The sequence below is a fragment of the Cupriavidus necator A5-1 genome (genome assembly GCF_000744095.1).
In the GTDB taxonomy this organism is placed as follows: domain Bacteria; phylum Pseudomonadota; class Gammaproteobacteria; order Burkholderiales; family Burkholderiaceae; genus Cupriavidus; species Cupriavidus necator_A.
In genome coordinates, this window is the sequence record NZ_JQLI01000001.1 from 2,741,203 (window position 1) to 2,763,726 (window position 22,524).

The 22,524-nt window shown below is 67.9% G+C and carries 17 protein-coding genes; 3 read left to right on the forward strand and 14 right to left on the reverse strand.

The features are described from left to right. Positions 1-54: 54 nt before the first annotated feature. The 13 genes from K307_RS12165 to K307_RS12225 all read right to left on the reverse strand — a co-directional run bounded on the left by K307_RS12165 (position 55) and on the right by K307_RS12225 (position 18,050). On the reverse strand, positions 55-2,205 hold the full coding sequence (locus K307_RS12165; protein ID WP_042878502.1) for an acetate--CoA ligase family protein: 2,151 nt from the start codon (positions 2,203-2,205) through the stop codon (positions 55-57). A 111-nt stretch (positions 2,206-2,316) separates the two neighbouring features. Then, positions 2,317-2,892 carry a DUF2889 domain-containing protein gene (locus tag K307_RS12170; RefSeq protein ID WP_042878504.1) on the reverse strand — a complete coding sequence of 192 codons (576 nt, stop codon included), beginning with the start codon at positions 2,890-2,892 and terminating at the stop codon, positions 2,317-2,319. 102 nt (positions 2,893-2,994) lie between these two features. After that, the gene (locus K307_RS12175) at positions 2,995-3,450 is read right to left on the reverse strand and encodes a MaoC family dehydratase (protein WP_042878505.1); all 456 of its coding nucleotides are present in this window, start codon (positions 3,448-3,450) and stop codon (positions 2,995-2,997) included. Next, a complete protein-coding gene (locus tag K307_RS12180; RefSeq protein WP_042878506.1) occupies positions 3,447-4,610 on the reverse strand; it encodes an acyl-CoA dehydrogenase family protein in 1,164 nt (387 codons plus the stop codon). Before K307_RS12180 ends, K307_RS12175 begins: the two co-directional genes overlap by 4 nt. A gap of 13 nt (positions 4,611-4,623) precedes the next feature. Then, positions 4,624-5,823 (reverse strand): acyl-CoA dehydrogenase family protein, encoded by a 1,200-nt coding sequence (locus K307_RS12185; RefSeq protein WP_042878508.1) that lies wholly within the window; start codon positions 5,821-5,823, stop codon positions 4,624-4,626. A gap of 90 nt (positions 5,824-5,913) precedes the next feature. Then, positions 5,914-7,092, reverse strand: a complete 1,179-nt coding sequence (locus K307_RS12190) for a thiolase family protein (protein ID WP_080744996.1) — start codon at positions 7,090-7,092, stop codon at positions 5,914-5,916. A gap of 30 nt (positions 7,093-7,122) precedes the next feature. Next, entirely contained in the window at positions 7,123-8,271 is a 1,149-nt protein-coding gene (locus K307_RS12195) for a porin (RefSeq protein WP_042878510.1), read from the reverse strand. A 127-nt stretch (positions 8,272-8,398) separates the two neighbouring features. Next, on the reverse strand, positions 8,399-9,310 hold the full coding sequence (locus K307_RS12200) for an SDR family NAD(P)-dependent oxidoreductase (protein WP_042878511.1): 912 nt from the start codon (positions 9,308-9,310) through the stop codon (positions 8,399-8,401). Between the two features lie 45 nt (positions 9,311-9,355). Continuing rightward, complete coding sequence (locus K307_RS12205; protein ID WP_042878512.1) at positions 9,356-10,558, reverse strand: acetyl-CoA acetyltransferase; 1,203 nt, start codon at positions 10,556-10,558, stop codon at positions 9,356-9,358. A gap of 14 nt (positions 10,559-10,572) precedes the next feature. Continuing rightward, positions 10,573-12,021 carry a 3-oxoacyl-[acyl-carrier-protein] synthase III C-terminal domain-containing protein gene (locus tag K307_RS12210; RefSeq protein ID WP_042878513.1) on the reverse strand — a complete coding sequence of 483 codons (1,449 nt, stop codon included), beginning with the start codon at positions 12,019-12,021 and terminating at the stop codon, positions 10,573-10,575. A 61-nt stretch (positions 12,022-12,082) separates the two neighbouring features. Continuing rightward, positions 12,083-12,877 carry an AMP-binding protein gene (locus K307_RS12215; RefSeq protein WP_042878514.1) on the reverse strand — a complete coding sequence of 265 codons (795 nt, stop codon included), beginning with the start codon at positions 12,875-12,877 and terminating at the stop codon, positions 12,083-12,085. Between the two features lie 34 nt (positions 12,878-12,911). Beyond that, a complete protein-coding gene (locus K307_RS12220; protein WP_042878515.1) occupies positions 12,912-13,889 on the reverse strand; it encodes a Bug family tripartite tricarboxylate transporter substrate binding protein in 978 nt (325 codons plus the stop codon). Between the two features lie 342 nt (positions 13,890-14,231). Further along, entirely contained in the window at positions 14,232-18,050 is a 3,819-nt protein-coding gene (locus K307_RS12225) for an IS630 family transposase (protein ID WP_080744998.1), read from the reverse strand. Between the two features lie 247 nt (positions 18,051-18,297). Here K307_RS12225 and K307_RS12230 point away from each other — a divergent pair, with 247 nt between their 5' ends. Both K307_RS12230 and K307_RS12235 read left to right on the forward strand, forming a co-directional pair. Then, a complete protein-coding gene (locus K307_RS12230; RefSeq protein ID WP_042878516.1) occupies positions 18,298-19,068 on the forward strand; it encodes an enoyl-CoA hydratase/isomerase family protein in 771 nt (256 codons plus the stop codon). 32 nt (positions 19,069-19,100) lie between these two features. Next, on the forward strand, positions 19,101-20,243 hold the full coding sequence (locus K307_RS12235; protein ID WP_042878517.1) for an acyl-CoA dehydrogenase family protein: 1,143 nt from the start codon (positions 19,101-19,103) through the stop codon (positions 20,241-20,243). A gap of 84 nt (positions 20,244-20,327) precedes the next feature. Here the strand turns inward: K307_RS12235 and K307_RS12240 are convergent, their stop codons facing one another. Beyond that, on the reverse strand, positions 20,328-21,260 hold the full coding sequence (locus K307_RS12240; RefSeq protein ID WP_051974828.1) for a LysR family transcriptional regulator: 933 nt from the start codon (positions 21,258-21,260) through the stop codon (positions 20,328-20,330). A 171-nt stretch (positions 21,261-21,431) separates the two neighbouring features. On the opposite strand from K307_RS12240, the gene K307_RS12245 reads away from it, so the two are divergent. Then, positions 21,432-22,457 (forward strand): TauD/TfdA family dioxygenase, encoded by a 1,026-nt coding sequence (locus K307_RS12245; protein WP_042878519.1) that lies wholly within the window; start codon positions 21,432-21,434, stop codon positions 22,455-22,457. Positions 22,458-22,524: the final 67 nt, after the last annotated feature.

Sequence of the window (22,524 nt, forward strand, 5' to 3'; positions counted from 1 at the left end):
TGTCTCCGGTGTTTTTTGTATTGATGGTTTGACGATGCCGGGCGCAGCGGCTGTTCAGGCGCTGGCCGCCTGGATCCTGGCGATCAGCGCGTCCACCGCGACCACGCCGTCGGCGCCGCAGATCAGGGGATTGACATCGAACTCGGCGACGGCCGTGCGCTGGTCCGCGGCAAACTCCGAAAGCCTGGCAATGGCGTCGGCCAGCCCGTCGATATCGGCCCGGGCGGCGCCACGGAAGCCTTGCAGCAGCGGATAGCCGCGCAGCCGTTCGAGCAGGCGATGCGCCTCTTCCTTCGAACAAGGCACGCTGCTGGTCACGGTGTCCTGCATCAGCTCCACCAACACGCCGCCCATGCCGACCACCAGCAGGGGGCCGAGGTGCGGGTCCATTTGCGCGCCGACCAGGATCTCCACGCCGGCCGGCACCTGCCTTTGCACCAGCACGCCATGAATGGCGGCTTCGCCGGCTATCTTGCGGGCGTTGGCCATGATCTCGCGGTAGGCCGTGGCCACGGCGCCGGCATCGCGCAGGCCGATGCGGATCACGCCGGCCTCGGACTTGTGCGGGATCTCGGGGCTTTCGACCTTGAGTACTACGGGGTAGCCGCATGCCGCAGCCGCCTGCACCGCCGCGTCTTCACTCGCCACGAGCTGCTCGCCGACCACCGGCACGCCATAGAGGGCGAGCACATCCTTGGATTGCCGCTCGGTCAGTACCCGCGACGGCGCGGCCTCGATCATGCGGCGCGCATCGCGGATCACGGATTCGTCCGTCAGGCGGGGCGGGCGCGGTACGCTGCGCGCCGCCATCCACTGTTCGCGCGCATGCCAGGCGGCCAGCGCGGCAAAGCAGTCCGATGCCGAGCGGAACAGGGCCAGGTGGGGCAGGTTCTCGGCCATGGCGGCGTTGGGGCCTTCCAGCCATTCGGACAGCCACAGGCCGCAGGCCAGCTTGCCGTGCTTCTGGGCCAGGTCGTTGAACAGCTGCAGGCGCTGGATGTTGGGCGCGCCCGTGACGGGCAGCGGCAACACCACGGCAGCGTAGGCCGGGTCGCTGAACATGGCTTCGCCGCACGCGACGAACGAGTTGAAGTTGTTCGCGGCCTCTGCGGTGACGTCGCACGGGTTGCGCGCGGCGCCGAAGTCCGGGATGCAGCGCTCCAGCACGGCGCGGGTGGCCTCGGCGGGCTGGGGCAGGGCGACCTGGAAGCGCTCGGCCTCGTCGGCGGCGATGATGCCGGCCCCGCCCGAGATCGACACGATGGCGGTGCCGGCGGCGCTGGGGCGCGGCGCCTTGGCAAAGAAGGCGGTGGTGGGGATCAGCTGCTCGAGCGTTTCGACCTGGACCACGCCGGCCTGCCGGAACGCCGCGGCATAGGCGCGGTCCGAACCGGCCAGCGAACCGGTATGCGACATGGCCGCCTCGGCGCCCAGCTTGCCGCGCGCGGTCTTGAATACCACCAGCGTCTTGCCCGCCTCGGCACAGGCTTGCGCCGCGGCAACGATGCGGCTGGCGTCGGACAGGCCCTCGAAGATGCAGGCGACCGCGGCACAGTTGGGGTCACCGGCCAGATAGGAGATCTGGTCCGCGACGTCGATATCACCGGCGTTGCCGCAGGAAAACACATGGCTGAAGGCCGTGCCGTGGTGGACTGCCTCCTGCATGGCAAAGGCGAGGGCCCCGGACTGGCTGACCACGCCGATGGCATGCCCCGGCAATGGGGTAGTGCGCGGCGCCAGGTCGGCAAAGGAGACGATCGCGTTGTCGACATAGTTGGCGTAGCCGATGCAGTTCGGTCCGAGCAGGCGCACGCCGCTCTCGCGCGCAATCCGGATCAGGCTGAGCTGCTCCACGACGTGCCCGGGCTTGCCGGTCTCGGCATAGCCGGAGGCGAACACCACCACGCCACCGACGCCAAGCTCGCCGCACTGGCGCACGATCGGCTCCACGGTGTCGCGTGCCGTGGCGATCAGGACGCAGTCGGGGGTCTCAGGCAGGCTGGCGAGCGAGGGGTAGCAGGCCTGCTCGCCGATGCGCTCGTACTTCGGGTTGACCAGCAGCGTGCGTCCGAAAAAGCCGCGCAGGTTGGCCATGGCGCGGCCGGCGAAGGCGCGGTCGTTCGGCGTCGCGCCGACAAGCGCGATGCTGCGGGGATGGAAGATGCGCCGCAGGTCGGCATGGGTGTACAGCATGCGTGAAGCCATCGGATTCTCCAACGTTCAGAAGGACTGCGAAAGGCAAGCGCACCAGGCGCTCGCGGCAAGGCGCCCGGCGCGGCGGTTAGGCCGTGCCCAGCCGGGGCGGCCCGCAGGCGGCTATCGCGCGGCGCCGCGCCGGTGTTCCGGCCAGAGCACCTTGACGGCTTCGCCGTCGATGCGGTGGGTATGGCAGCTGTTGACCAGCGTCGGCTTTGGCATCGGACCTTGCTCGTCGGCCGGCCGGCGGCTGCCGCGCTCGGTGCGCAGCAGTGCAAAGATGGTCTGCATGGCGGTGGTGGCCAGCACGCTGACCAGTTCCGTCAGGTGCGTGCAGCCCTGCACGCCGCCCAGCCGTGCCTTGACCTCGCGCTTGAAGCCGGGGCCGATGCGCATGCCGCTCAGCGCCGCATAGGCCGACTCGATTTCAGGGCAATAGATGGTCGGGCCGCTCTCGATGCGCGCGCGCGCGCCCCGGATGACCAGTTCCCGATCCACCGTCAGCACGATGCGCAGGTCATGGATCGGGGTGCCGGCAGGCACTGTCCTGAAAATCAGGTCGGTGCCGTCGGGGCTGATGTCCTGCAACTGTCCTTCGATATCGAACAGGCCATCGTTGCGCGCAAAGCCGGAGGTCGCGATATGGCGGTGATGCAGCGGCTTTCTCCAGGCTGGAGCCGGAATGGATGGACTCATGGGTATGCCTTGCCCGAAAGAAGTAGGTTCGCGCCGCGCCTTGCCCGTGGCAGAGCCGCAGGGCAAGGGCGACGCGCAGGTTGACGGATCGCGCGCAGGGAATCAGGGCAGCCGGCGCATGATCGATTCCGCCACGCAGACCGGCTTGTCCAGGCCCTGGCATTCGACCGTCATCTCGACCTTCATCTGTGCGCCGCCATGGTCCAGTGCCTCCCACGACAGCAGCCGGAAATGCGCGCGAACCAGGCTGCCGACCCGCACGGGCGCGGGGAAGCGGACCTTGTCGAGCCCGTAGTTGACGCCGGTGCGGGCGTCGAGAATCTTGTAGGCGGTCGCGGTCAGCGCCGGCAACAGGCTTAACGTCAGGAACCCATGTGCGATCGGGCCGCCGAACGGGCCGCTCCTGGCGCGTTCCGGATCGACGTGAATCCATTGGTGATCGCCGGTGACATCCGCGAACAGGTTGACACGCGCCTGGTCGATGGCGAACCAGTCGCTGATCCCGATGCACTCGCCGACATGTCTGGCGAGGTCGGCAATTTTTTCGTAGGTCTTCATGGCAAGTCTTCCCCCGGCGTCAGCGACGCCTGTAGTGTTGCCGCGCAAGCGGCTTCGTGGCGGTCGCTGTTGCCGAACAGGACGTCGGCGACGACAGCGCGCTTCAGGTAGTGGCCCACGGCGTATTCCTCGGTCATGCCGATGCCGCCGTGCAACTGGATCGCCTGGCCGCAGACTTCCTTCGCGGCGCGACCGATCAATGCCTTGGCCTGCGACAGCGTGTGCCCGCGTGCAGCCTCGTCGTCGTTGGCAAGGGAGGCGAGCAAGGCGTACAGCATCGAGCGCGACAGTTCCAGGTCCGCCGCCATGTCGGCCATGCGATGCTGCAAGGCCTGGAAGCTGCCGATCGGCACGCCGAACTGCTTGCGGATCTTCAGGTACTCCGCGGTGAGTTCGATGGCCCGCTCCATTACTCCTACCAGCTCCGCGCACAGGGCCGTGATGGCGTGCTCCAGGCCATGCCGCAGTGCCGCCGCGCCCTGGCCCGGTTCGCCGAGCACGGCGGCAGGTCCGACCTGGACGCCATCGAACACAAGTTCGGCGGCGGCGCTGCCGTCATGCAGGCGCAATGGGTGTACGGTCAGGCCCGGGGTGCCGGCATCCACCAGGAACAGGGTGGTGGAGGACTGCCCGACGGGTTGCGGCACCAGCGTGGCCGACACGATAAAGGTATCGGCCACGGTCCCGCCCAGCACCAGCGTCTTCGTGCCGTGCAGGGCATAGCCGTCGACCGAGGCCTCGGCACGCAGCGCCACGGGCTCGGGGAAGCCGCGCGACTGCGCTTCGCTGTAGGCCAGCGCGAAGCTGCGCGAGCCGTCGGCCAGGTGCGGCACCAGCCGGGCCAGCTGTGCGGGCCTGGCGGCCGCCACCAGCGTCTGGGCGGCCAGCACGGCGCAGCCGAGATAGGGCTCGACCACCAGCCCGCGTCCCAGTTCGTGGCAGATCAGCGCGGTGTCGAGGAGGGTGCCGCCGAGGCCGTCGTGGTCCTCCGGCAGGGCCGCCGCGAGCCAGCCGTTGCTGGCGAAGGTGCGCCAGTGCTCGTTACCGCCGGAGCCGCTCTTGAGCTGGGTGGTACGGCTGTCAAAGCTGTAGCTCCGTTCGACGAAGCGCCGTACGCTGTCCTGCAGGAGCTGCTGCCCGGAATCCAAATTAAAGTTCATGATCGCTCGGCTCTTAGAGTTGGAACAGCGTCTTGGCGATGATTCCGCGCTGGACCTCGCTGGTGCCGCCATAGATGGTCGAGGCACGGCGGAAGAACATCTCGGCGGCGAACCCCCGTCCGGGCCATTCCGTCGGCAACGCCGCACCCGCGGCTTCCTCTTGCTGGCTGGGGTAGGCCACTGCGCCGTAGTCGCCCAGCGACTCCACCACGAAGGCGCTCATCCGCTGTTGCAGCTCGGTGCCCCGCACCTTGAGGATGGAGCCCATGGCATGCGCTGACGGGCTGTGGTCCTGCTCCAGCGTGGCGACGCGCTGGACCATCATGGCAATGGCCGCCGCTTCCGCTTCAAAGCGCGCCAGTCGCAGCGCGAACTCGTGGTGCTCGGCCAGTGTGCGCATGCCGCTGCGCTGGCTGACCGCCAGTTGCCGCAGCTGCGCCAGGTAGCGCCGCAGCGTCGGCAGGTCGGCCGCCGAGGCGTGCTCGTTATTGAGCAAGAACTTGGTGATCTTCCAGCCTTCGCCTTCCTCGCCAATACGATTGGCGACCGGTACGCGCACGCTGTCGAAGAAGGTCTCGTTGAGGTGGTGGCGGTCGTCGATGCTGCGGATCGGGCGCACCGTGATGCCGGGTGTCTTCATGTCCACCAGCAGGAAGGTGATGCCCGCCTGCTTCTTCACCTCGGTATTGGTCCGCACCAGCAGAAAGATCCAGTCGGCGCGATGCGCGTAGCTGGTCCAGATTTTCTGGCCGTTGACGATGTAGTCGTCGCCGTCGCGCTCGGCGCTGGTGCGTAGTGAGGCCAGGTCCGAGCCGGAGCCCGGTTCGGAGAATCCCTGGCACCAGGTGCGGTCGGCATTGAAGATCGGCGGCAGGTGCTCGGCCTTTTGTGCCGGCGTGGCGAATTCGTTCAGCACCGGCCCGATCAGCTTCTGTGCCGCGCCGTCCTGCGACGGGGCCCCGGCGGCCATGCATTCCTCGTCGAACGCCAGCCGCTGCAGCACCGACCAGCCGGTACCGCCGTGCTCCCTGGCCCAGTAGGGTGCGCCCCAGCCACGCTGGTTCAGGATGCGTTGCCAGCGGACCAGGTCCGCGTTGGGTGAGCGGGTGCCGCTGCGCACGGGCGTTACCAGGTCGGCGGGCAGGTGATCGCGCAGGAATTCACGCACCTCCTGCCGGAACGACTCGAGCCCCGGATCGGGTTGAAAGTCCATTTCGCTTCCTTCTCATCTGAAATCCATCGCGACGGCGCATCTCTGCCCGCGCCGTCGCGCGCCGCGCGCCTGCGCGGCTCGTTGCCTGACTCAAACGTGCAGGATGGTGGCGACGGCGGCTGCGCCGTCCACGCCAACCTGGCCGCCGCCGTTCTCGGCGAGCGCGAGCGTGGCGTTCTCGCGCTGGCGCGGGCCGGCCTCGCCACGCAGCTGCTGGGCCAGCTCGACCAGTTGTGCGACCCCGGTGGCGCCGATCGGATGGCCCTTGCTCAGCAGGCCGCCGCTGGGATTGACGGAGATCTTGCCGTTCAGGCCGGTGGCGCCGCTGCGCAACATGCCGAGACCTTCGCCAGGCCGGCACAGGCCGAGGCTTTCGTAGTACATCAGTTCCGACGGCGCGGAAGCGTCGTGCACTTCGGCGACATGGATGTCCAGCGGATCGACGCCGGCCTGTTCGTACACGCCATACGAGGCCCGGATGGCGCAATGCGCGAGGCTGCCGTCGGGCGTGCCCGAAACCAGCACCGAGCCGCCCACCCAGACCGGGCGCGCGGCGGTCATGCGCTTGAGGAATTCCGGCGAGCACAGCACCACGGCGCAGGCACCGTCGCCGATCGACGAGCACATCTGCAGGGTCAGCGGGTCGCTGATCATGCGGCTGGCCAGCACTTCTTCCACCGTGGTTTCGGTCCGGAACTGGGCGTACGGGTTCAGCGAGGCGGCCTTGCGGCTCTTGACCACGATCTGCGCGATGTCCGCCGCCGTGGCGCCGGTTTCGGCCATGTACTTGCGGGTCTTGGCGGCGTAGATGTCCATGAAGATCGAGCCGCTGCCCGAGCCCACGTGGGCCTGCTGCGGTTCCTCGAGATCGACCGCCCTGGCCAGCGCGCCAAAGGAAACGCGCTTGTCCTCATGTGTCATCCGTTCGGCGCCCACCACCAGCGCCACCTGCGCCTGGCCACTGCGCACCGCATTCCAGGCGAGGTGGAAGGCGGTGCTGCCGGTCGCGCAGGCGTTTTCCACGTTGAATACCGGCTTGCCCATCAGGCCGGTGAAACGCAGCGCCGCCTGCCCGCGGATCATTTCCTGGCCGGTGATGAGGCCAGCCACGGCGTTGCCGAAATACACCTGGTCGACGTCCTGCGGCTGCAGGCCGGCATCGTCCAGCGCGGCCTTGACCGCGGTCTCCGCCAGCATCCGTACGGTCTGGTCAGGGAACTTGCCGAAGCGGGTCATGCCGACGCCGACGATTGCACAAGTCTTGTTCAATTTACTTCTCCGCTAATGGATTCGGGTTCGTCAGAAGCTGTGCCGCATGCCCAGGGTCACCGCAAACTGGCTGTTCTTGCCAGCGCCGAGGTAGTAGCCGGTGCCCAGGCCGCCCACCGAGGTGTCGAAGTTCAGGCCGGCGTTCTTCGAGTAAGCGGTGGAGAGATACAGGCTCGTGCGCTTGCTGAAGAAGTACTTGGTCGTGAACATCACCTGCCAGGGGTTCTTGATGTTGCCGAGCAAGGTGCCGTTGACCGGGTTGGCCACCTGCCGCACGTCGTCGTAGTAGTAGGCCAGCGTGGATTCGAGCTGAGGCGTGAAGGAGTAGGTGCCGCCGACCCAGTAGTAGTTGTCGCGCAGGATCTCGACATCCGCCGGGTTCTGGCTGCGGCCCCAGCGGTAGCCGGCCACCAGGCGTAAATCACCGGCGGCATACTTGCCCGCGACGGCGGCACGCCTGGCCTTGCCCGGGGGACCGCCGGCGGTGGTGGGGGCGTCGACCTCGTCGTAGGCCACGCCGATGCCGAAGGGCCCGGACGTGTAGCTGGCCGCGCCGCCGTAGGCAGCGCCCGAGCGGAAGCTGCCCGGCACCTCGCCCGCGGTGGCGGGCGAAGCTGTATCGACCCCGAACGACCAGTGTGCGGCGAGCTCGACCGGGCCAAACTTTGCGCCGTACTTGACCACGTTGTCTTCGCGGTAGTAGCGCCCCAGGTACGCCACCACCGGCTCGTACTGCGGCTGGTAGAAGCCAGCCTGGAAGTTGGCCAGCACATCGAAGATCGAGGTGTACTGGCGTCCGAAGGTCAGCTTGCCGTAGGGGCTGTCAAAGCCAACGAATGCCTGGCGCCCGAACAGCCGGCCGCTGTTGGCCATCTTGCCGTCATCCGAACTGAAGCCGCTTTCCAGCACGAACACGCCCTTGAGCCCGTTGCCCAGGTCCTCAACGCCGCGCAGGCCCCAGCGCGAGCCGCCAATGCCACCCGTCAGCATGGCGAAGCGGTTCTCCGCCGGCCCCGGCGGCACCGTGGGACCGGTGCGCGACTGGTTGTTGACGTACTCGAGGTTGGTGTCGATCAGGCCATACAGCGTCACGGACTGCGCGTTGGCGGTACCTGCCAGCGCGGCGCTGGCAGCGACCAGCGCAAGGCGGGCAGACCGGAATCGTTTGACCAGCTTCATGGATGTCTCCGTTTCTATTTTTTGATGGATCGTGGCGGGCGGACGCTTGCGTGCGGCCCCGGATCGCGGCAAGACTGGAAATTGCCGCAGCGCGGGTTGCCCGTGCTGCGGCGGGCGGCTTAAAGGATCAGACCGGATCCCACGGGAACACGTCGCGCGACAGTTCGAGCGGGTAAAACGAACCCTTCAGCATGGGGATGGCGCGCTCGATGCACGACTGCACGGTCCAGCCTTCGCTGGCATGCGCGGTGCGGATCGGGCGCGGCTGCGAGAACAGGTAGATCTCATTGTTGCGCACGCCGAACACCTGGCCGGTGACCTGGCGGCCCTGGTCGCTCAGCAGCGCCAGCGTGAACGGCGCGATCTTGCCGGCCTCCAGCGTCATGTTGATCTTCATGCGCTCGGCGGCTTCCGGGGTGTTGGTCGGGATGCTGCCGACCATGCGCGTGAAGGCGAACGGCGCGATGCAGTTCGAGCGCACGTTGAACTTCTGCATGTCCACCGCGATGGACTTGGACAGGCCGACGATGCCCAGCTTGGCGGCGGCGTAGTTGGCCTGGCCGAAGTTGCCGATCAGCCCGGAGGTCGAGGTCATGTGCACGAAGGCCCCGCCTTCCTGCGCCTTGAAATGCGGCGCCACGGCACGCGACACGTTCCAGCTGCCCTTCAGGTGCACGCGCACCACCGCGTCGAATTCTTCCTCGCTCATCTTGTGGAAGATGACGTCGCGCAGGTTGCCGGCGTTGTTGACCACGCCGTCGATGCGCCCGTACAGGTCCAGTGCCTGCTGGGCGATCTTCTGCGCCGAACCCCACTCGGCCACGCTGTCGGTATTGGCGCTGGCGTCGCCGCCGGCCGCCTTGATCAGGTCGACGGTTTCCTGGGCGGGGCCGGCGCTGCCGCCGCTTCCGTCCATATTGACGCCGAGATCGTTGACGATCACGCGCGCGCCCTGGCGTGCCGCTTCCAGTGCAATGCCGCGGCCCACGCCGGCACCGGCGCCGGTGACGATGATGACTTTCCCTTCAAGCAGACTCATGGTTGAAACTCTCCTTCGCAACGAATGAAATTGGACTGGCCGGCGTCAGTGGCTCAGGCCCAGGATGCTCACGGCCGCGATGCCCTGGTAGGGCACGCCGCCAAGGTTGTGCGTGAGGCCGATGGTGGGACTGGCAAGCTGGCGCTCGCCGGCACGGCCCTGCAGCTGGTTGTAGATCTCGTAGGCCATGCGCAGGCCGGAAGCCGCGATCGGATGGCCGAAGCACTTCAGGCCGCCATCGACCTGGCATGGCACGCCATGGCCGTCGCGGTCGTAGAAGCCGTCGAGCACGTCGTGCACGGCGCGGCCGGGCTCCGAGATAAACAGGTCTTCCATGGTCACCAGCTCGGTGATCGAGAAGCAGTCGTGCACCTCGATCAGCGACAGCTGCTGGCGCGGGTCGGTGATGCCGGCCTCGGCGTAGGCGCGCTGGGTGGCCATGCGGGTATTGCGCACGTGGCTGCCGTCCCAGGCGTTGGTGGTCGATTCGATGCCCGAGCTGACGCTGAGCTGGATCGCCTTGATCGTGACCATGTCTTTGCGGCCGAGTGCGCGGGCGATCTCCGGCGTGGTGACGATGGCCGCCGCGGCGCCGTCGCTGACGCCGCAGCAGTCGTACAGGCCAAGCGGGTCGGCGATCATCGGCGCGGCCAGGATCTGCTCCATCGACACCGGCTTGCGCAGGTGCGCCTTGGGGCTGAGCGCGCCGTTCTGGTGGCTCTTCCAGGACACTCGCGCCAGCGCGCGCTTGAGGTCTTCCTTCGAGATGCCGTGGCGCGTGCGATAGCCGTCGGCCAGCTGCGCGAAGCCTGCGGGCGCCGATCCCAGCGGCAGCCACAGGTCGTTCATGGTGCCCTTGTACGAAAACGGCAGGCCGCCGTAGCCGGTGTCCTTGAGCTTCTCGGCGCCGATCGCCAGCGCGATATCGACCGCGCCCGACGCCACTGCATAGGCCGCGCCGCGCAGCGCCTCGGTGCCAGTGGCGCACATGTTCTCGGTGCGGCTGACCGGGATGCCGTCGAGCCGCAGCGCCAGTGAAGCGGGGATGGCGGAATTGCCGATGTTGACCGCGTCCAGGCACGAGCCGAACCACGCCGCGCCGATCTCCTTGCGCCCGATGCCGGCATCGACCAGTGCTTCGTCGAATGCCTCGGCCAGCAATTCATGGGTGCCCACGTCCCAGCGCTCGCCAAAGCGCGAGCAGCCCATGCCGATGATGGCGACCTTGTCCTTGATACCGTTTGCCATGACTGTGAGTTCCCTTATGCCGCCACCGGCGTGGCTTTCCAGAAGTAGCGCGGATAGTTGCGCGCGCGGTCGACGTCCTTGATGCGGAACACCATCTGCAGCGGCGTGCCGACCCCCAGGCCCTGCTGGCCGACGTCCACGATCTCCATCAGCACGCGTGCGTCGTTGTCGAACTGCACGAAGCCAACGTAGAGCGGCGGCGACGGGTGGTAGGACAGCCAGTCCGCCGTGCTGGTCAGGACCCTGGCGGGCACGTCGTACAGGTGAGTGCGCCGGAATCCCGACGCCGGCGCGTTGCAGCCCGCCTTGACGCAGTAGGAAAGCTGGGGGAACTGCACGGTGCCGCACTGGCAGCACGTGCCCGCGACGAAGCTGGCCAGCTGGTGCGAAGAGCGGTACTGGTCGGTGAAGGCGGTCTTGAGCGGCTTCTCGGCGCGCATGCCCCATTCGAGCTCGATGGCATTGCCGTACGACAGCATGCGTAGGTAGGCATCGTGGACCTGGCCTTCGGCAACGGCCCTGGCCACGCCGCGGCGCGGCCGGAAGCCGGTGATGGCTTCGGTCGTGCGCAGCACCAGCACGTCGCAGCCCTGGCCGAAGCCGGCGACCACGATCAGCTGGCCGGGCTGCGCGCGCTCCAGCACGTCGGCCAGCATCAGGCAGCCATGCGCCGTGCCGGCATAGCCGCAGTGCTCGTCCAGGTGGGCGGCGACCGCTTCGGGCGAGAAGCCGCAGCCCTTGGCCACCATCGCGGCGGCGCCCTTCAGCGGCGATGCCAGGATGAAATGGCTGACGTCCCTGGGCTCCACGTTCGCCTGTGCCAGCGCCTGCCTGACGGTTTCGGGCACGACCTTGCCGTAGCCCTCGTCGCGGATCCAGCGCTCTTCCCAGTAGTAGTCGTACTTGCCGTCCGCGGCGCGGAAGTGGTCCACGAACAGGTTGGCGCAGCTGGCACTGCCGACCAGGCTGGCGACGATGTCCTCGCTGCCCAGCGTGAACGCGGCCGCGCCGGCGCCATAGGTTAGTTCCTGCGTGCTGGCGGGCTTGCCGGCAGGGTGGTCGCTGGCGATGAACAGTGCCTCGCCGTCCGCGGCGCGCAATTGCGCCAGCAGTCCGGCCACGCCGGCGCGCTGCGACTGGCCGACATCCAGCGTGCGCACATTCGCCGGCAGGTCAAGCGCGCCTGCCACGATGCTGGCGCTCTGCAGGTCGCTGAAAGCCGGCCGCGTGGTGGCCAGCGCGAGCGCGGTGATGTCCTGGCGCGGGCGGCTGTCCAGCGCATCGCGCGCCGCTTCCACGGCCATGGTCACGCTGTCCTCGTCCCAGCTGCAGAAGGCGCGATGGCCTTTTGCCATGGCCATATTGGCCGGCGCCATCCAGCGGTGTGCGGCGGCAATGGCGGCGCGCTGCATACGCAGGCGCGGGACATAGCCCCCGTATCCGGTGATTCCGTACGGTGTCATCGTTTTGCTCATGTTGTCGGTGCCGTCACGACGGCTGATGGTGGTTCGTGGTTGCCTGGGATCAGGGTCGGCTTGCAGCCGGCAGTTCGAGCGTGTCGCCGCGCATGACCGCCTGGTTCAGCAGGGCCATCGGGCTCGCGTCAGCCGGCCAGGGAGCGGCCGGGCCCTCTCTCCCGCGCGCCTGCGACGCATGACTGGTCATGACGGCGAAGGCACGATGACTCAGGGTTGCGACGCGGGGCTGGCCGGGGCCGTCCAGCATGCAGGCCATGACGGCGGGGTCCGGTCCGCATGCCTGCATCGGAACCGGCCCGATGCCCGCTGCCAGCGCATCCGGCAAGCCGTGCATGCCGGCGGGGCGCACGGCGGCCTGGGCTGGCGCGGTGGCATCGGCGGTATCCGGGCAAGCAGCAACCAGGCATCCCCGCAGGCTTGCGTCGGCGAGCAGGGGCGTAATGACCTCCTGCAAGCCGGCCGCGACAATGGCGACCCGAGCGCCGGTGCTGCGCGCACAGCGGGCGAGCGCCGCGCTCGAGGTGTCCGGGTCTACCATCACCACGACGGCGTCGCAACGCAGCACCCCATACCAGGCCATGGCGAACTGCGGGCACGCGGGCATGGCCAGCAGGACCCGGTCGCCGCGCCGCACTTCAAAATGCTGCTGGAGATAGCCCGCGAGGCACAGGGCGGCACGGTGCAGTTCACCATAGCCGACGCGCTGGCCGCGATACACGATCGCGTATTTGTCGTGATCGTGCAGCGCGCGCGCTTCGAGGTGGCTGAACAGGTGGCTGTCCGGCGACCCGGGTGCGGCAGCAGTGCCGGAGGCGTCGTGGGGGCGGCAGAGGGTGGCCATATCGCTTGCCAGTGGGAAGGGTTCGGAGCTGCGCTCACTCCGGCTGGATGCCGGCGATGTTGATGAGCCGCTTCCACATCTTCTGGTCCTCGACGATGATCTTGCTGAGCTCGGGACCGGTGGCGGGGAATGCCAGGCTGCCGCGCTCGGCGTAGTGGGCCCGGGCCTCCGGCGAATTGACGAATTCAAGGCTCAGCCGCGCGAGCTTGTCGATGATTGGCTGCGGCGTGCCAGCCGGGGCGAACAGGCCGGTCCAGCTGGTGACCTGGACCCCGGGCACGCCGGCTTCGGCCAGGGTGGGCACATCGGGCAGCAGGGCCATGCGGCTTGGGCTCATTACCGCGAGGGCACGCAGCTTGCGGCCCTGGACCTGCGGCACCGCTGAGGCGACGTCGGTGAGGCCGTAGTCCATGGTGCCGCCGATCAGGTCGGTGATCATGTTGGCCATGCCCTTGTACGGCACGTTGACGGCCTTGATGCCGGCGGCCTCGTTGAAGGCTGCCACGGCAACCTGGGAGGGCGCGCTGGCGGTGCCGTAGTTCAGCTTGCCGGGCCTGGCGCGCGCGCCGGCCACCAGCTCGGACACGCTGTGGTACGGCGAGGTGGCCGGCACCACGATGGCGACCGGCAGCATCGACAAGCGTGCGATCGGCGTGAAGTCCTTGCGCGGATCGTAGGGCAGGTGCTTGAACAGATTGGGGTTGGCGGCCATCGTGCCGGAGGTCGCCAGCAGCAGCGTGTAGCCATCCGGCGCTGCCTTGGCCACGTACTCGCCGGCCATCATCATGTTGGCGCCGGGCCGGTTGTCCACCACGAAGCTCTGTCCCAGCTTCTCGCCCAGGTACTTCGCCAGCAGGCGCGTGTAGCTGTCGGCACCGGTGCCGGCGCTCGACACTGAAACCATCCGCACCATCCGCTCGGGGTAGTTCTGTGCGGCGGCCGGCCAGGCCATGGCCAGCAGCGTGCCAAATACCGCCATGCGGCGCCTGGCGGGAGCGGTGAAAGTGGTCATGCAGGTCTCCTGTCTTCGTTGCTTGATGGTGATGCGTGGGGCAGCGGTTCGCGCCGCGCCGATGCCGGCTGCGGTTCCTTGCAGGAACGGCGCGTGCACCGGTATCGCCTTGCTTTCGTCTTGCTGAATGATTGACCTGCGAGGGGGGGAGGGCACTCCCCGGCCTGGGGGGGCGGTGCCAGAGGAGCGGCTGGCGGGGTGCTCGGGTGTTTCGCATGAAATGGCACGCTGTGCCGCTTGTGCGCGGCCAGGCGCATGCCACGTGCCATGGCCCGCTTGCCGTGTGCAGCCGGCGCCCGGGCGAGCGGGGGTGAACTGGGGGCGGAAGCCGCCTGTTGACGGTCAGGGGCGCCGGGCGGCCGGCTGTCCGGAGGCGAACTCGCGCAGGCGTGCGGCGGCGCCGCCTCGGCCACTCACGCCGAGCTTGGCGTAGATGTTCTTCAGGTGCCACTTCACCGTTTCCGGCGACAGGTTCAGTACCAAGGCGATTTTCTTGTTCGGCATCGCCTGCGCGGCCAGGTTCAGGACCTCGCGCTCGCGCTCGCTGAGCGCGTCGGCGGAAGCGGCTGGCATACCCTGGCGGGCCTCGCTCTGGTACTGCGTGGCCGTGGCCGCGGCGGCGGACAGCAAGCGCTGCACGTAGAACTTCAGCACGGGATCGAGCGTGTGGGTCTCGAGCAGCGACCCCAGCGCGCGCGGCAAGTCCGCGGACACATCGAGCAGGGTGCGCACCAGACCCAGCCGATGCCCGATCTGCAGCCCCTGACGGAAGTGCTGCAGCGCCGCCTGAGCATTCCCGAGCTGCTGCTGCGCGAGCGCCAGTTGCAGCCACAGCGCGGCCAGCCGGACCTGCTGGCCCCGTTCCTGGCACGCTTCGATATAGCCCGCGATACGGGGCACGGCGCCAGCGAAATCGTGGACGTAGAGACCCATCGCAATGCGGGCGCGCTCCGCGCCATAGGCGATCCTCAGCGCCTTACCGGCCCTGGAGCCGGCATGGGCGCTGGCCAGTGCATCAATACGCTGCAGTACGCTGCCCGCTTGCTCCATCTCGCCCGCGTCGAGGTGGCGCCGCATGCGTAATTCCAGTGCAGTGACCCGAAGCCGGTCCAGCCCGAAGCGGTCGGCGTAGCGGGCGAGCCGGGCGAGGCAGGCGTCTGCCTCGGCGCGCCGGCCAGTCAGCCACTGCGACTCCGACAGCACCAGCAGTGCCCTCAGCACGGTGTCGGGCAGCGAGACCCGTTCCAGAACGTCGATGCGTGGCTCCACCAGCCGGAGCGCGCCCTCCAGGTCGTTTTGCTCGTACAGCGTATCCGCCAGCAGCCCGGTGGCCATGCACGACACGCCGACATAGGCCGGGCCGCACTGGTCGGCTTCGTGCAGTACCTCGCGCACGGTCCTCTCGGCCTGCGCGATGTGGCCCTCCAGGGCCAGGCTCATGGCGCTGATGCAGCGGCCAAGCAGGCGGCTGCGCGGCGCCGCGGGGCGCTCGCCGGTCTCGTCCAGGACCGCTCGCGCGCGGTCGTACTGGCCCCGAGAGACGTAGGCCCACGACAGCACGTTGCTGCGGCCAGTCCAGGCAAAGTCGGTCGCGTCCGGGGGGATGGCGCTGACGGCGTCGAGCAGCGCATAGACCGTATCGGTATCGTCCTGTTGCAACGCCAGGCCGCATCGCAGCAGGGAGATGGCGTAGCGCTGCCCGGCGTCGAGCCGGTCCTGCTGCGAGGCCATCCGGGCCAGGCTTTCCTTGAGCGCGTCGAACTTCCTGGTGTAGAGCTGCAGGTAGGCGGACGCAACCAGCAGGCCGAAGCGCGACTGGACCTGTTCAGCCGGCAGCCGGCGCAGCAGGCTGGCCAGTTGGCCGAGTTCCCCGCCCGACAACAGCTCGTAGGCGCAGTGTTCCACCATGCCGGCTGCCGCCCCGGCGTCGCCGGCCAGCACCGCGTGGTGCACGGCATCGTCGATATGGCCGCGCTCGCCGAACCAGTTCCAGGCATCGGCATGGAGTGCGCGCTGCGCGGCTTCCGGCCAGCCTGCCACGCGGGCCAGCAATACCTCGCGCAGCAGCGGGTGCAGGCGATACCAGGTCTCGCGGTCATGGCTGCCGATCTGCGTGAGGAAGAGATTGTCGTGCTCCAGCTGCGCCAGGCGGGCTGCCATCTGCGGCGCGTCTTGCGGCCTGCCCAGCACGCTCGCGCACAGCGAGGCGCAGATGCGGTTGCAGGCGGCCATGCGGGTCAGCATGTCCAGGTCGTCAGGTTCCAGCCGCACCAGCACTTCCTGTTCGAAATAGCTGGCGAAAGTGCGCGCATCGCGCACCTGCACCAGCGGGTAGGTGCCGCCCTCCCGCGTCCGCATGTCGACCGCGAACAATTGCAGCCCGGCTACCCAGCCGTCGGTCAGTGCATGCAGGGCGGCGGCGTCGCGCTTGTCGATGACGCCCAGGCGGTCGCACAGGAACCGCTCCGATTCGTCGGCGGTGAAGCGCAGGTCGCGCATGTCGATCTCGGTCAGCCTCCCTTGCGAGCGCAGCCGTTCCAGCGATAGCGGCAGCGCGCTGCGCGAGCTGAGCGCCAGGTGCACATGCCCGGGAGCGTAGTCCAGCAGCCACTGCAGCGCCTGGTAGATGCGGGGGTCGTCAATGTGATGCAGGTCGTCGAGCATCACCACGATCTCGCGCCGGCGTGCGGCCAGCCCCTGCACCAGGCTGATCACCCAGTGCTCGATGGCGGCATCGTCGCTGTCGCGGCCGATCAGCAGGGCAGCTTCTCGCACGATGGCGGGATCGACCTCGCCGATGCTTGCCAACAGGCAGTCAAAGAAGCGGGTGGGCTCGTTGTCTTCCGGCGCGAGCGTGAGCCAGGTGACGTCATAGTCGAGTGACAGCAGCGACCTGCGCCAGGCCAGCAGGGTGCTGGTCTTGCCGCTGCCGGCCTGCCCCTGCACCACCATGCAGCGCTGGCGCCGCGCATCCTGCAGGCGTGCCATCAGCGCTTCGCGCGGAATCAGGTTGCGCGCGGTGCGCGGGGGCATGACCTTGGTGCTGGCCACCGACTCCACCGCGCTGCCCGCCGGCAAGTCGGCGGCGGCCAGCGGCGGCGGCGCGACGGTGCTTCCCTCTGTTCTGGAGTCGGGTACTTGTGTTGCATCGTCGATGGAACTTAACACTTGCGTGGTCCCGTGCGCGGGCTTGCGTTCCAAGGTGGCCACCCAGGTGAAAGGCTTGCCGTCGGCGCGCGGCGGGTGGGCGTCGATCGCAGCGAGCATGGCCGGGACGCCGGGTCGATGCGGCCCCGCTGCGGTGGCGCGGAAAAAGCGCTGCAGCATGCGCAGCCATGCGGCCGGACTCGGCGCGAAGTGCGCACGGATGCGTGGATGCCGTGCCAGCCATTTCTGCACGGCGGCCTGGTGATGGGTCGGATAGTTGTCCGCGACCAGGTGGAGGGTCCGGCCCGGCGGTGCGCTGCGCTCGATCCTGCGCAGAAACGCAAGCCATTCGGTGCCGCGCTGCTGCGCGTCCGGCAGGGCCTGTACGCTCCCCTGCATTTCCCGGAGTGTAGCCAGCAGCCGCGTGACGCCGGGCTGCCTGCCGTCTTGCGCCGCCACGCTATGGTCTGCCGCGCCGGAAACGGGCGCGGCCCCGGCATCGACACTTAGCACCAGCGCATGTTCTGCGGGGGACATATACAGGCCCATGATCTCCGGCTGCTGACCGCCCAAACCGAGATCGGCCGCTGCGCCGTGCGCTTGCGCGGCAGGCAGCGTGACGCCGGCCGCGCGCAGGTGCCGGGAGATGCTGGCCGCGCTCACCCCAAGCTGCTCGGCCAGTTTGCGCGTGCTCCACGGGGCGGGCGAATCCGGCCGGCTTTGCGCGGTCAATGCCGCCAGCCGCTCGATATCCACTTTCACCGGGGGCGCACCGCGCGGCAGGGTGGCCTCGATGCCGGCAAGCCGCAGTTGCGCATACCGCTCGCGCCAGCGCGACACCTGCACACGGCCTACGCCGAGTTGCTCGGCGATGTCCTTGTTCTGCAAGCCGTCGGCGGCGAGCAGCACCATGCGCGCACGCTGCGCAAGCCGTTCGCCGTGGCCGGCTTGCAGCAGTTGCTCCAGCTCGGCCCGCTCCGCGGCCGTGAGCACAATGTCAGGGGCAATTCGCATTTGTGCACTCCACTTGGCTTGCCGCAGGTCCCGGATTTCGGGGGCAGTAGAACATAAATTCCGTTTTGCGTGCAACTCTCCGTGACCAGCATGCGTGTGGAATTGCCGGGAAAACCTGGGTTTCGCGCCGCGCGGCCACTTCGCCCACCCCGAAATGAGTAGTGCCGGGAGCGTGACGGGCGAATAGATTGATCCTGCCAAGACATCAGGACGGATGTCCGTTCCAATCTATTACCTGGAGAGACAGATGAGTGTTTCGCAAGCCCTGGTCGGCTCGGTCGGCTGGCTGACCCTGAATCGCCCCGACAAGCTCAACAGCCTGACCCGCGCCATGGTCGAGGGCATGACCATCGAGCTGAAGGCGTGGCGCGACGATGCCGCCGTGCGCGTGGTGGTGGTGACCGGCACCGGGCGCGCCTTCTGCGCCGGCGCGGACCTGAAGCAGGGCGCCGCAGCGCCGCTCCCCGGTGAAAGGGACTCGCTCGACATCATCGTCGAGTTCTTCGACACGCTGCGTTCGTTCCCCAAGCCCGTGATCGCCGCGGTCAATGGCCTGGCACTGGCCGGCGGCCTGGAAGTGGTGCTGGCCTGCGATATCGTGCTGGCCGCCGAAAGCGCCCGCCTGGGCGACGCGCACTCGAACTACGGCGTCTTCCCTGGCGGTGGCGGCGCCGCCATCCTGCCGCGCAAGGTGCCCGACAACGTGGCCCGCTACCTGCTGTTCACCGGCGACTCACTGAGCGCGGCGGAGATGAAGGGCTATGGGCTGGTCAATGAAGTCATCGCCGATGCGGAATTGAGCGATCGCGCCCAGGCCCTGGGCGACAAGCTCGCCGGCAAGAGCCCGCTGGTGCTGGCGCGCATGAAGCGCGTGGTGTCTCAGGCAACCGACAAGACCACCGCCGACGCGCTGCGCCATGAGGTGCTGGAACTGCGCGACCACAAACGCTCGTACGACATCCAGGAAGGCCTGCGTGCCTTCGCTGAGAAGCGCGAGCCCCAGTTCAAGGGCTATTGAGCCCGTCCCCGACATCCGCAACGAGCACCGATATGACCTACCAACTTCCCACCGAAGACCAGACCCTGGCGGTCGAGAGCTTCCGCAAGTTCCTGCAGGCCGAGATCCGGCCCGTGGTCAAGGAGTACCGCGACCGCTTCATCCCCAAGGAGATCATGCGCGAACTGACGCAGAAGATCGCGCAGTTCGGCTTGCCCGGCTGCACGCTTCCCGTCGAGCATGGCGGCATGGGCTTGTCGTTCACCACCCACTGCATGCTGTTCGAGGAGCTGGTGGCCTGCTCCTGCGATATCGCGCTGACGGTGATGATCAACAACGGCATCGCGCGCCGCCTGCTGTCGGCGAAGCCCGAGATCCGCGACCGCTACCTGCCAGGCATCCTGGCCGGCAAGCTGTTCGGCTGCGCGGGCATCAGCGAGCCGGACGTCGGCTCCAACGTGGCCGAGATCAAGACCCGCGCGGTGCGCGACGGCGACCATTTCATCATCAACGGCGAGAAGACCTGGATCACCAACGGTTTTTACTCTGACTTCCTGATCTGCACCGTGCGCGGCGAGAACGGCCTGTCGCACATCCTGATCGATCGCGAAGCGCACGGCTACGAGGCCCGCAATATCCAGAAGATCGGGCTGAACTCGCAATCGACCGCGCAGATCTTCATCACCGATGCGCGCGTGCCGGCCAGCAACCTGATCGATGACGAAGGCGCGGGCCTGAAGAACACCATGAAGATGTTCGAGCACGCCCGCGGCCACGTCGGCATGCTGTCGGTCGGCATCATGCGGGCAGCGCTGGAAGAGTCGATTGCCTATGCCAAGGAGCGCAAGCAGTTCGGCAAGGTCATCGCCAGCCACCAGCTGATTGCGGCCAAGATCGCCGACATGGCGATGATGCTCGACGCGGCTCGCCTGATGTGCATGCGGGTCTTCGGCATGATGGACGCCGGCGTGCGTTGCGACCTCGAAGCATCCATGGCCAAGGCCTTCGCCACCGAAGCCGCGGTCCAGGTGTGCCGGGATGCGGTCCAGCTGCATGGCGGCAACGGCATCACCAAGGAGTTCAACGTCGAGCGCTATCTGCGTGAAGCCATCATCATCCCGATTCCCGACGGCACCACGGAAATCCAGCGGCTGTTCATCTCGCGCAGGCTGACAGGGATTTCGGCGTTTGTCTGATGGGGTAGTGCGTGAAGAAGGTCGGCGTCGGGGGGGCGCCGGCTTTTTCTTTGGTTCAACGCGATTCCGCTACACCACCAGCCCTCAGCACACCGACGCGCGCTCGGGCGCGCCGCCAGCCGTTTCGTCTTCCTTGCAGAAGGCGACCAGCGCCTCGCGGAACTCCAGGCACAGCGGGGAGAGATAGCCATCCGCCCGCCAGAACACGGCCACTTCGAGCTGGCGCAAGACATCCTCGCCGCCGATCACGCACAGCCCGCGGCCTTCAGGCTGCGTCAGGGTGCGCTGCGGCACGAGGCCGAGCAGATCGGTATTTCGCAGCAGTTCGGCGATGGCAATCCCCGACCCGGTCCATTCCACGGCGATGCGCGGCGGCGGCAGACCGCGCTCGGCAAACTGGTCGGCCAGCACCTGGTACAGGCTGGACGAGGCTTGCGGCAGCGCCCAGCGCTCCAGCGCCAGGTCTGCCGGTGTCTTGAGCGCGCTGAGCCGAGGATGGTCAGCCCGCGCAACGATCTTGAGACTGAGTGGCCGTAGCCGGGTATGGGCGATATCGTGCGGCACATCGGCGGTCATTCCGCCGCATGCCAGGTCTGCTTCCCCTGACTGCAGCGCCACGATCGAACCTGCAGTCAGGCGTGTTTCCACCGAGAACGTTGCCAGCGGGCGCGTGTCGAGAAAGCGGGCAACCACCGGGGTCAGCAGCGTGGACAGCAGATAGGGCGTTGCAGCCAGCCTGAGCTTTCCGGACCGTGCCGTGCGCTGGGCTTCGATTGCGCCTTCGAGCTCGTTGGTCGCCAATACCACGCTGCGCGCGTGCTCGAGCAGAAGCTGTCCGGTCGGGGTCAGCGTCACGCCGCGCGAGCTGCGGTCGAACAGGCGCATGCCGGCGTCGGCCTCCAGCCGCGCCAGCGCCTTTGACATCGCCGGCTGCGTCAGGCCTAGGTGCCGCGTGGCGCGGTGCAGGCTTCCGTGTTGGGCCACAAGCAGGAACACCCGCAGGTCGTCGATTCGCATGGTGTTTTGGGCTGGTAGCTGGAACGTCCGGAGCAGTATGCCCGAATGGAATCACCAGGCACAGGCGGGGAATCACCGAGGCGTCCCATACTGGCTAGAGTTGTCCTCCAGTCCGCATGGATACGCGCGGCGGCGAATGGCGCCGCTGGCTACGACAATCAGGAGACAACCATGAACACGAACACCGGATCCCTCGACCCCGCCCTCATCCATGCACTTGGCAAGGACGTGCAGTGCCATGAGCTTGCGCCCGGGCGGCCGCCGCTCTTCATCGAGCCCAAAGGCGCTGAGCTGCTGGACCGCGCGCGCTTCCGCGCCTGGACGCGGCGCGTCAAGCCGGTGCTGGAGCAGCTCATCACCCGGCACGGCGGCATCGTGTTGCGAGGCTTCCCGACGCCCGAGACCGCGGATTTCGCGGACATCATTGAGCAGTATCCACAGTTCGACGACGGCTACGTGGGCGGACGCGCCCCGCGCACGAAGATCAGCGGCCACGTGATGGAGGCGACCCGGCTGGAAGCCAGCGCCGGGCTGGGGGTGCATTCGGAAATGGCGTACCGGCGCCACTATCCGAAGCGCATCGCGTTTTTCTCGCGGCTGACAGCGCCCGTGGGCGGAGAGACCACCATCGCCGACGCGCGCAGGCTGGCCGACGACATGGCGCCCGCGCTCGCGGCCAAGATCGCCGCGCTTGGCATCCGCGCGGCGATGAACTACGGGCCGAAGTCGGAGGCGGTCGATGCGTCGTATGCCGACATGGACCGGCACGGCTGGAACCATGCCTTCCATACCGACGATCCGGCAGAGGTGGAGACGCTGTGCGCGGCGCGCGGCCTCGAGCCGCTGTGGCATGACGACGGCTCGCTGACGGTGTTCACCACGCTTGAGCCGTTCGTGCACCATCCGGTGACGGGCAAGAAGCTGTACCGCTCGGGACTGCACCGGGCGCATACGGCCACGCTGGTGCTGAGCACAGAGATCCGCAAGAACCACAAGTATCCGACCGGGATGTTCCTCGGCAACGCACAGCGCCTGGACCCCGCGGAAGTCGAGCACATCAACACGCTGTGCGACAAGGTGACCTACAGCTGGCCCTGGCGTAATGGTGACGTGATGATCCTGGACAACCTGCAGGTATGGCATGGCCGCAATCCCTACGAGGGTCCGCGCGACGTGCAGGTTGCGCTGCTTGACTGAAAGCCGCAGGCGAAAGCAGGGCCCGTGCGCGGGCTCGCGCCGCCCCGGGCGGGATTGCAGACCAGAA

Coding starts and splice junctions, on each gene's coding strand:
- K307_RS12165 (WP_042878502.1), bottom strand. CDS start 2,205: ATGGCTTCACGCATGCTGTACACCCATGCCGACCTGCGGCGCATCTTC.
- K307_RS12170 (WP_042878504.1), bottom strand. CDS start 2,892: ATGAGTCCATCCATTCCGGCTCCAGCCTGGAGAAAGCCGCTGCATCAC.
- K307_RS12175 (WP_042878505.1), bottom strand. CDS start 3,450: ATGAAGACCTACGAAAAAATTGCCGACCTCGCCAGACATGTCGGCGAG.
- K307_RS12180 (WP_042878506.1), bottom strand. CDS start 4,610: ATGAACTTTAATTTGGATTCCGGGCAGCAGCTCCTGCAGGACAGCGTA.
- K307_RS12185 (WP_042878508.1), bottom strand. CDS start 5,823: ATGGACTTTCAACCCGATCCGGGGCTCGAGTCGTTCCGGCAGGAGGTG.
- K307_RS12195 (WP_042878510.1), bottom strand. CDS start 8,271: ATGAAGCTGGTCAAACGATTCCGGTCTGCCCGCCTTGCGCTGGTCGCT.
- K307_RS12200 (WP_042878511.1), bottom strand. CDS start 9,310: ATGAGTCTGCTTGAAGGGAAAGTCATCATCGTCACCGGCGCCGGTGCC.
- K307_RS12205 (WP_042878512.1), bottom strand. CDS start 10,558: ATGGCAAACGGTATCAAGGACAAGGTCGCCATCATCGGCATGGGCTGC.
- K307_RS12210 (WP_042878513.1), bottom strand. CDS start 12,021: ATGACACCGTACGGAATCACCGGATACGGGGGCTATGTCCCGCGCCTG.
- K307_RS12215 (WP_042878514.1), bottom strand. CDS start 12,877: ATGGCCACCCTCTGCCGCCCCCACGACGCCTCCGGCACTGCTGCCGCA.
- K307_RS12220 (WP_042878515.1), bottom strand. CDS start 13,889: ATGACCACTTTCACCGCTCCCGCCAGGCGCCGCATGGCGGTATTTGGC.
- K307_RS12225 (WP_080744998.1), bottom strand. CDS start 18,050: ATGCGAATTGCCCCTGACATTGTGCTCACGGCCGCGGAGCGGGCCGAG.
- K307_RS12230 (WP_042878516.1), top strand. CDS start 18,298: ATGAGTGTTTCGCAAGCCCTGGTCGGCTCGGTCGGCTGGCTGACCCTG.
- K307_RS12235 (WP_042878517.1), top strand. CDS start 19,101: ATGACCTACCAACTTCCCACCGAAGACCAGACCCTGGCGGTCGAGAGC.
- K307_RS12240 (WP_051974828.1), bottom strand. CDS start 21,260: ATGCGAATCGACGACCTGCGGGTGTTCCTGCTTGTGGCCCAACACGGA.
- K307_RS12245 (WP_042878519.1), top strand. CDS start 21,432: ATGAACACGAACACCGGATCCCTCGACCCCGCCCTCATCCATGCACTT.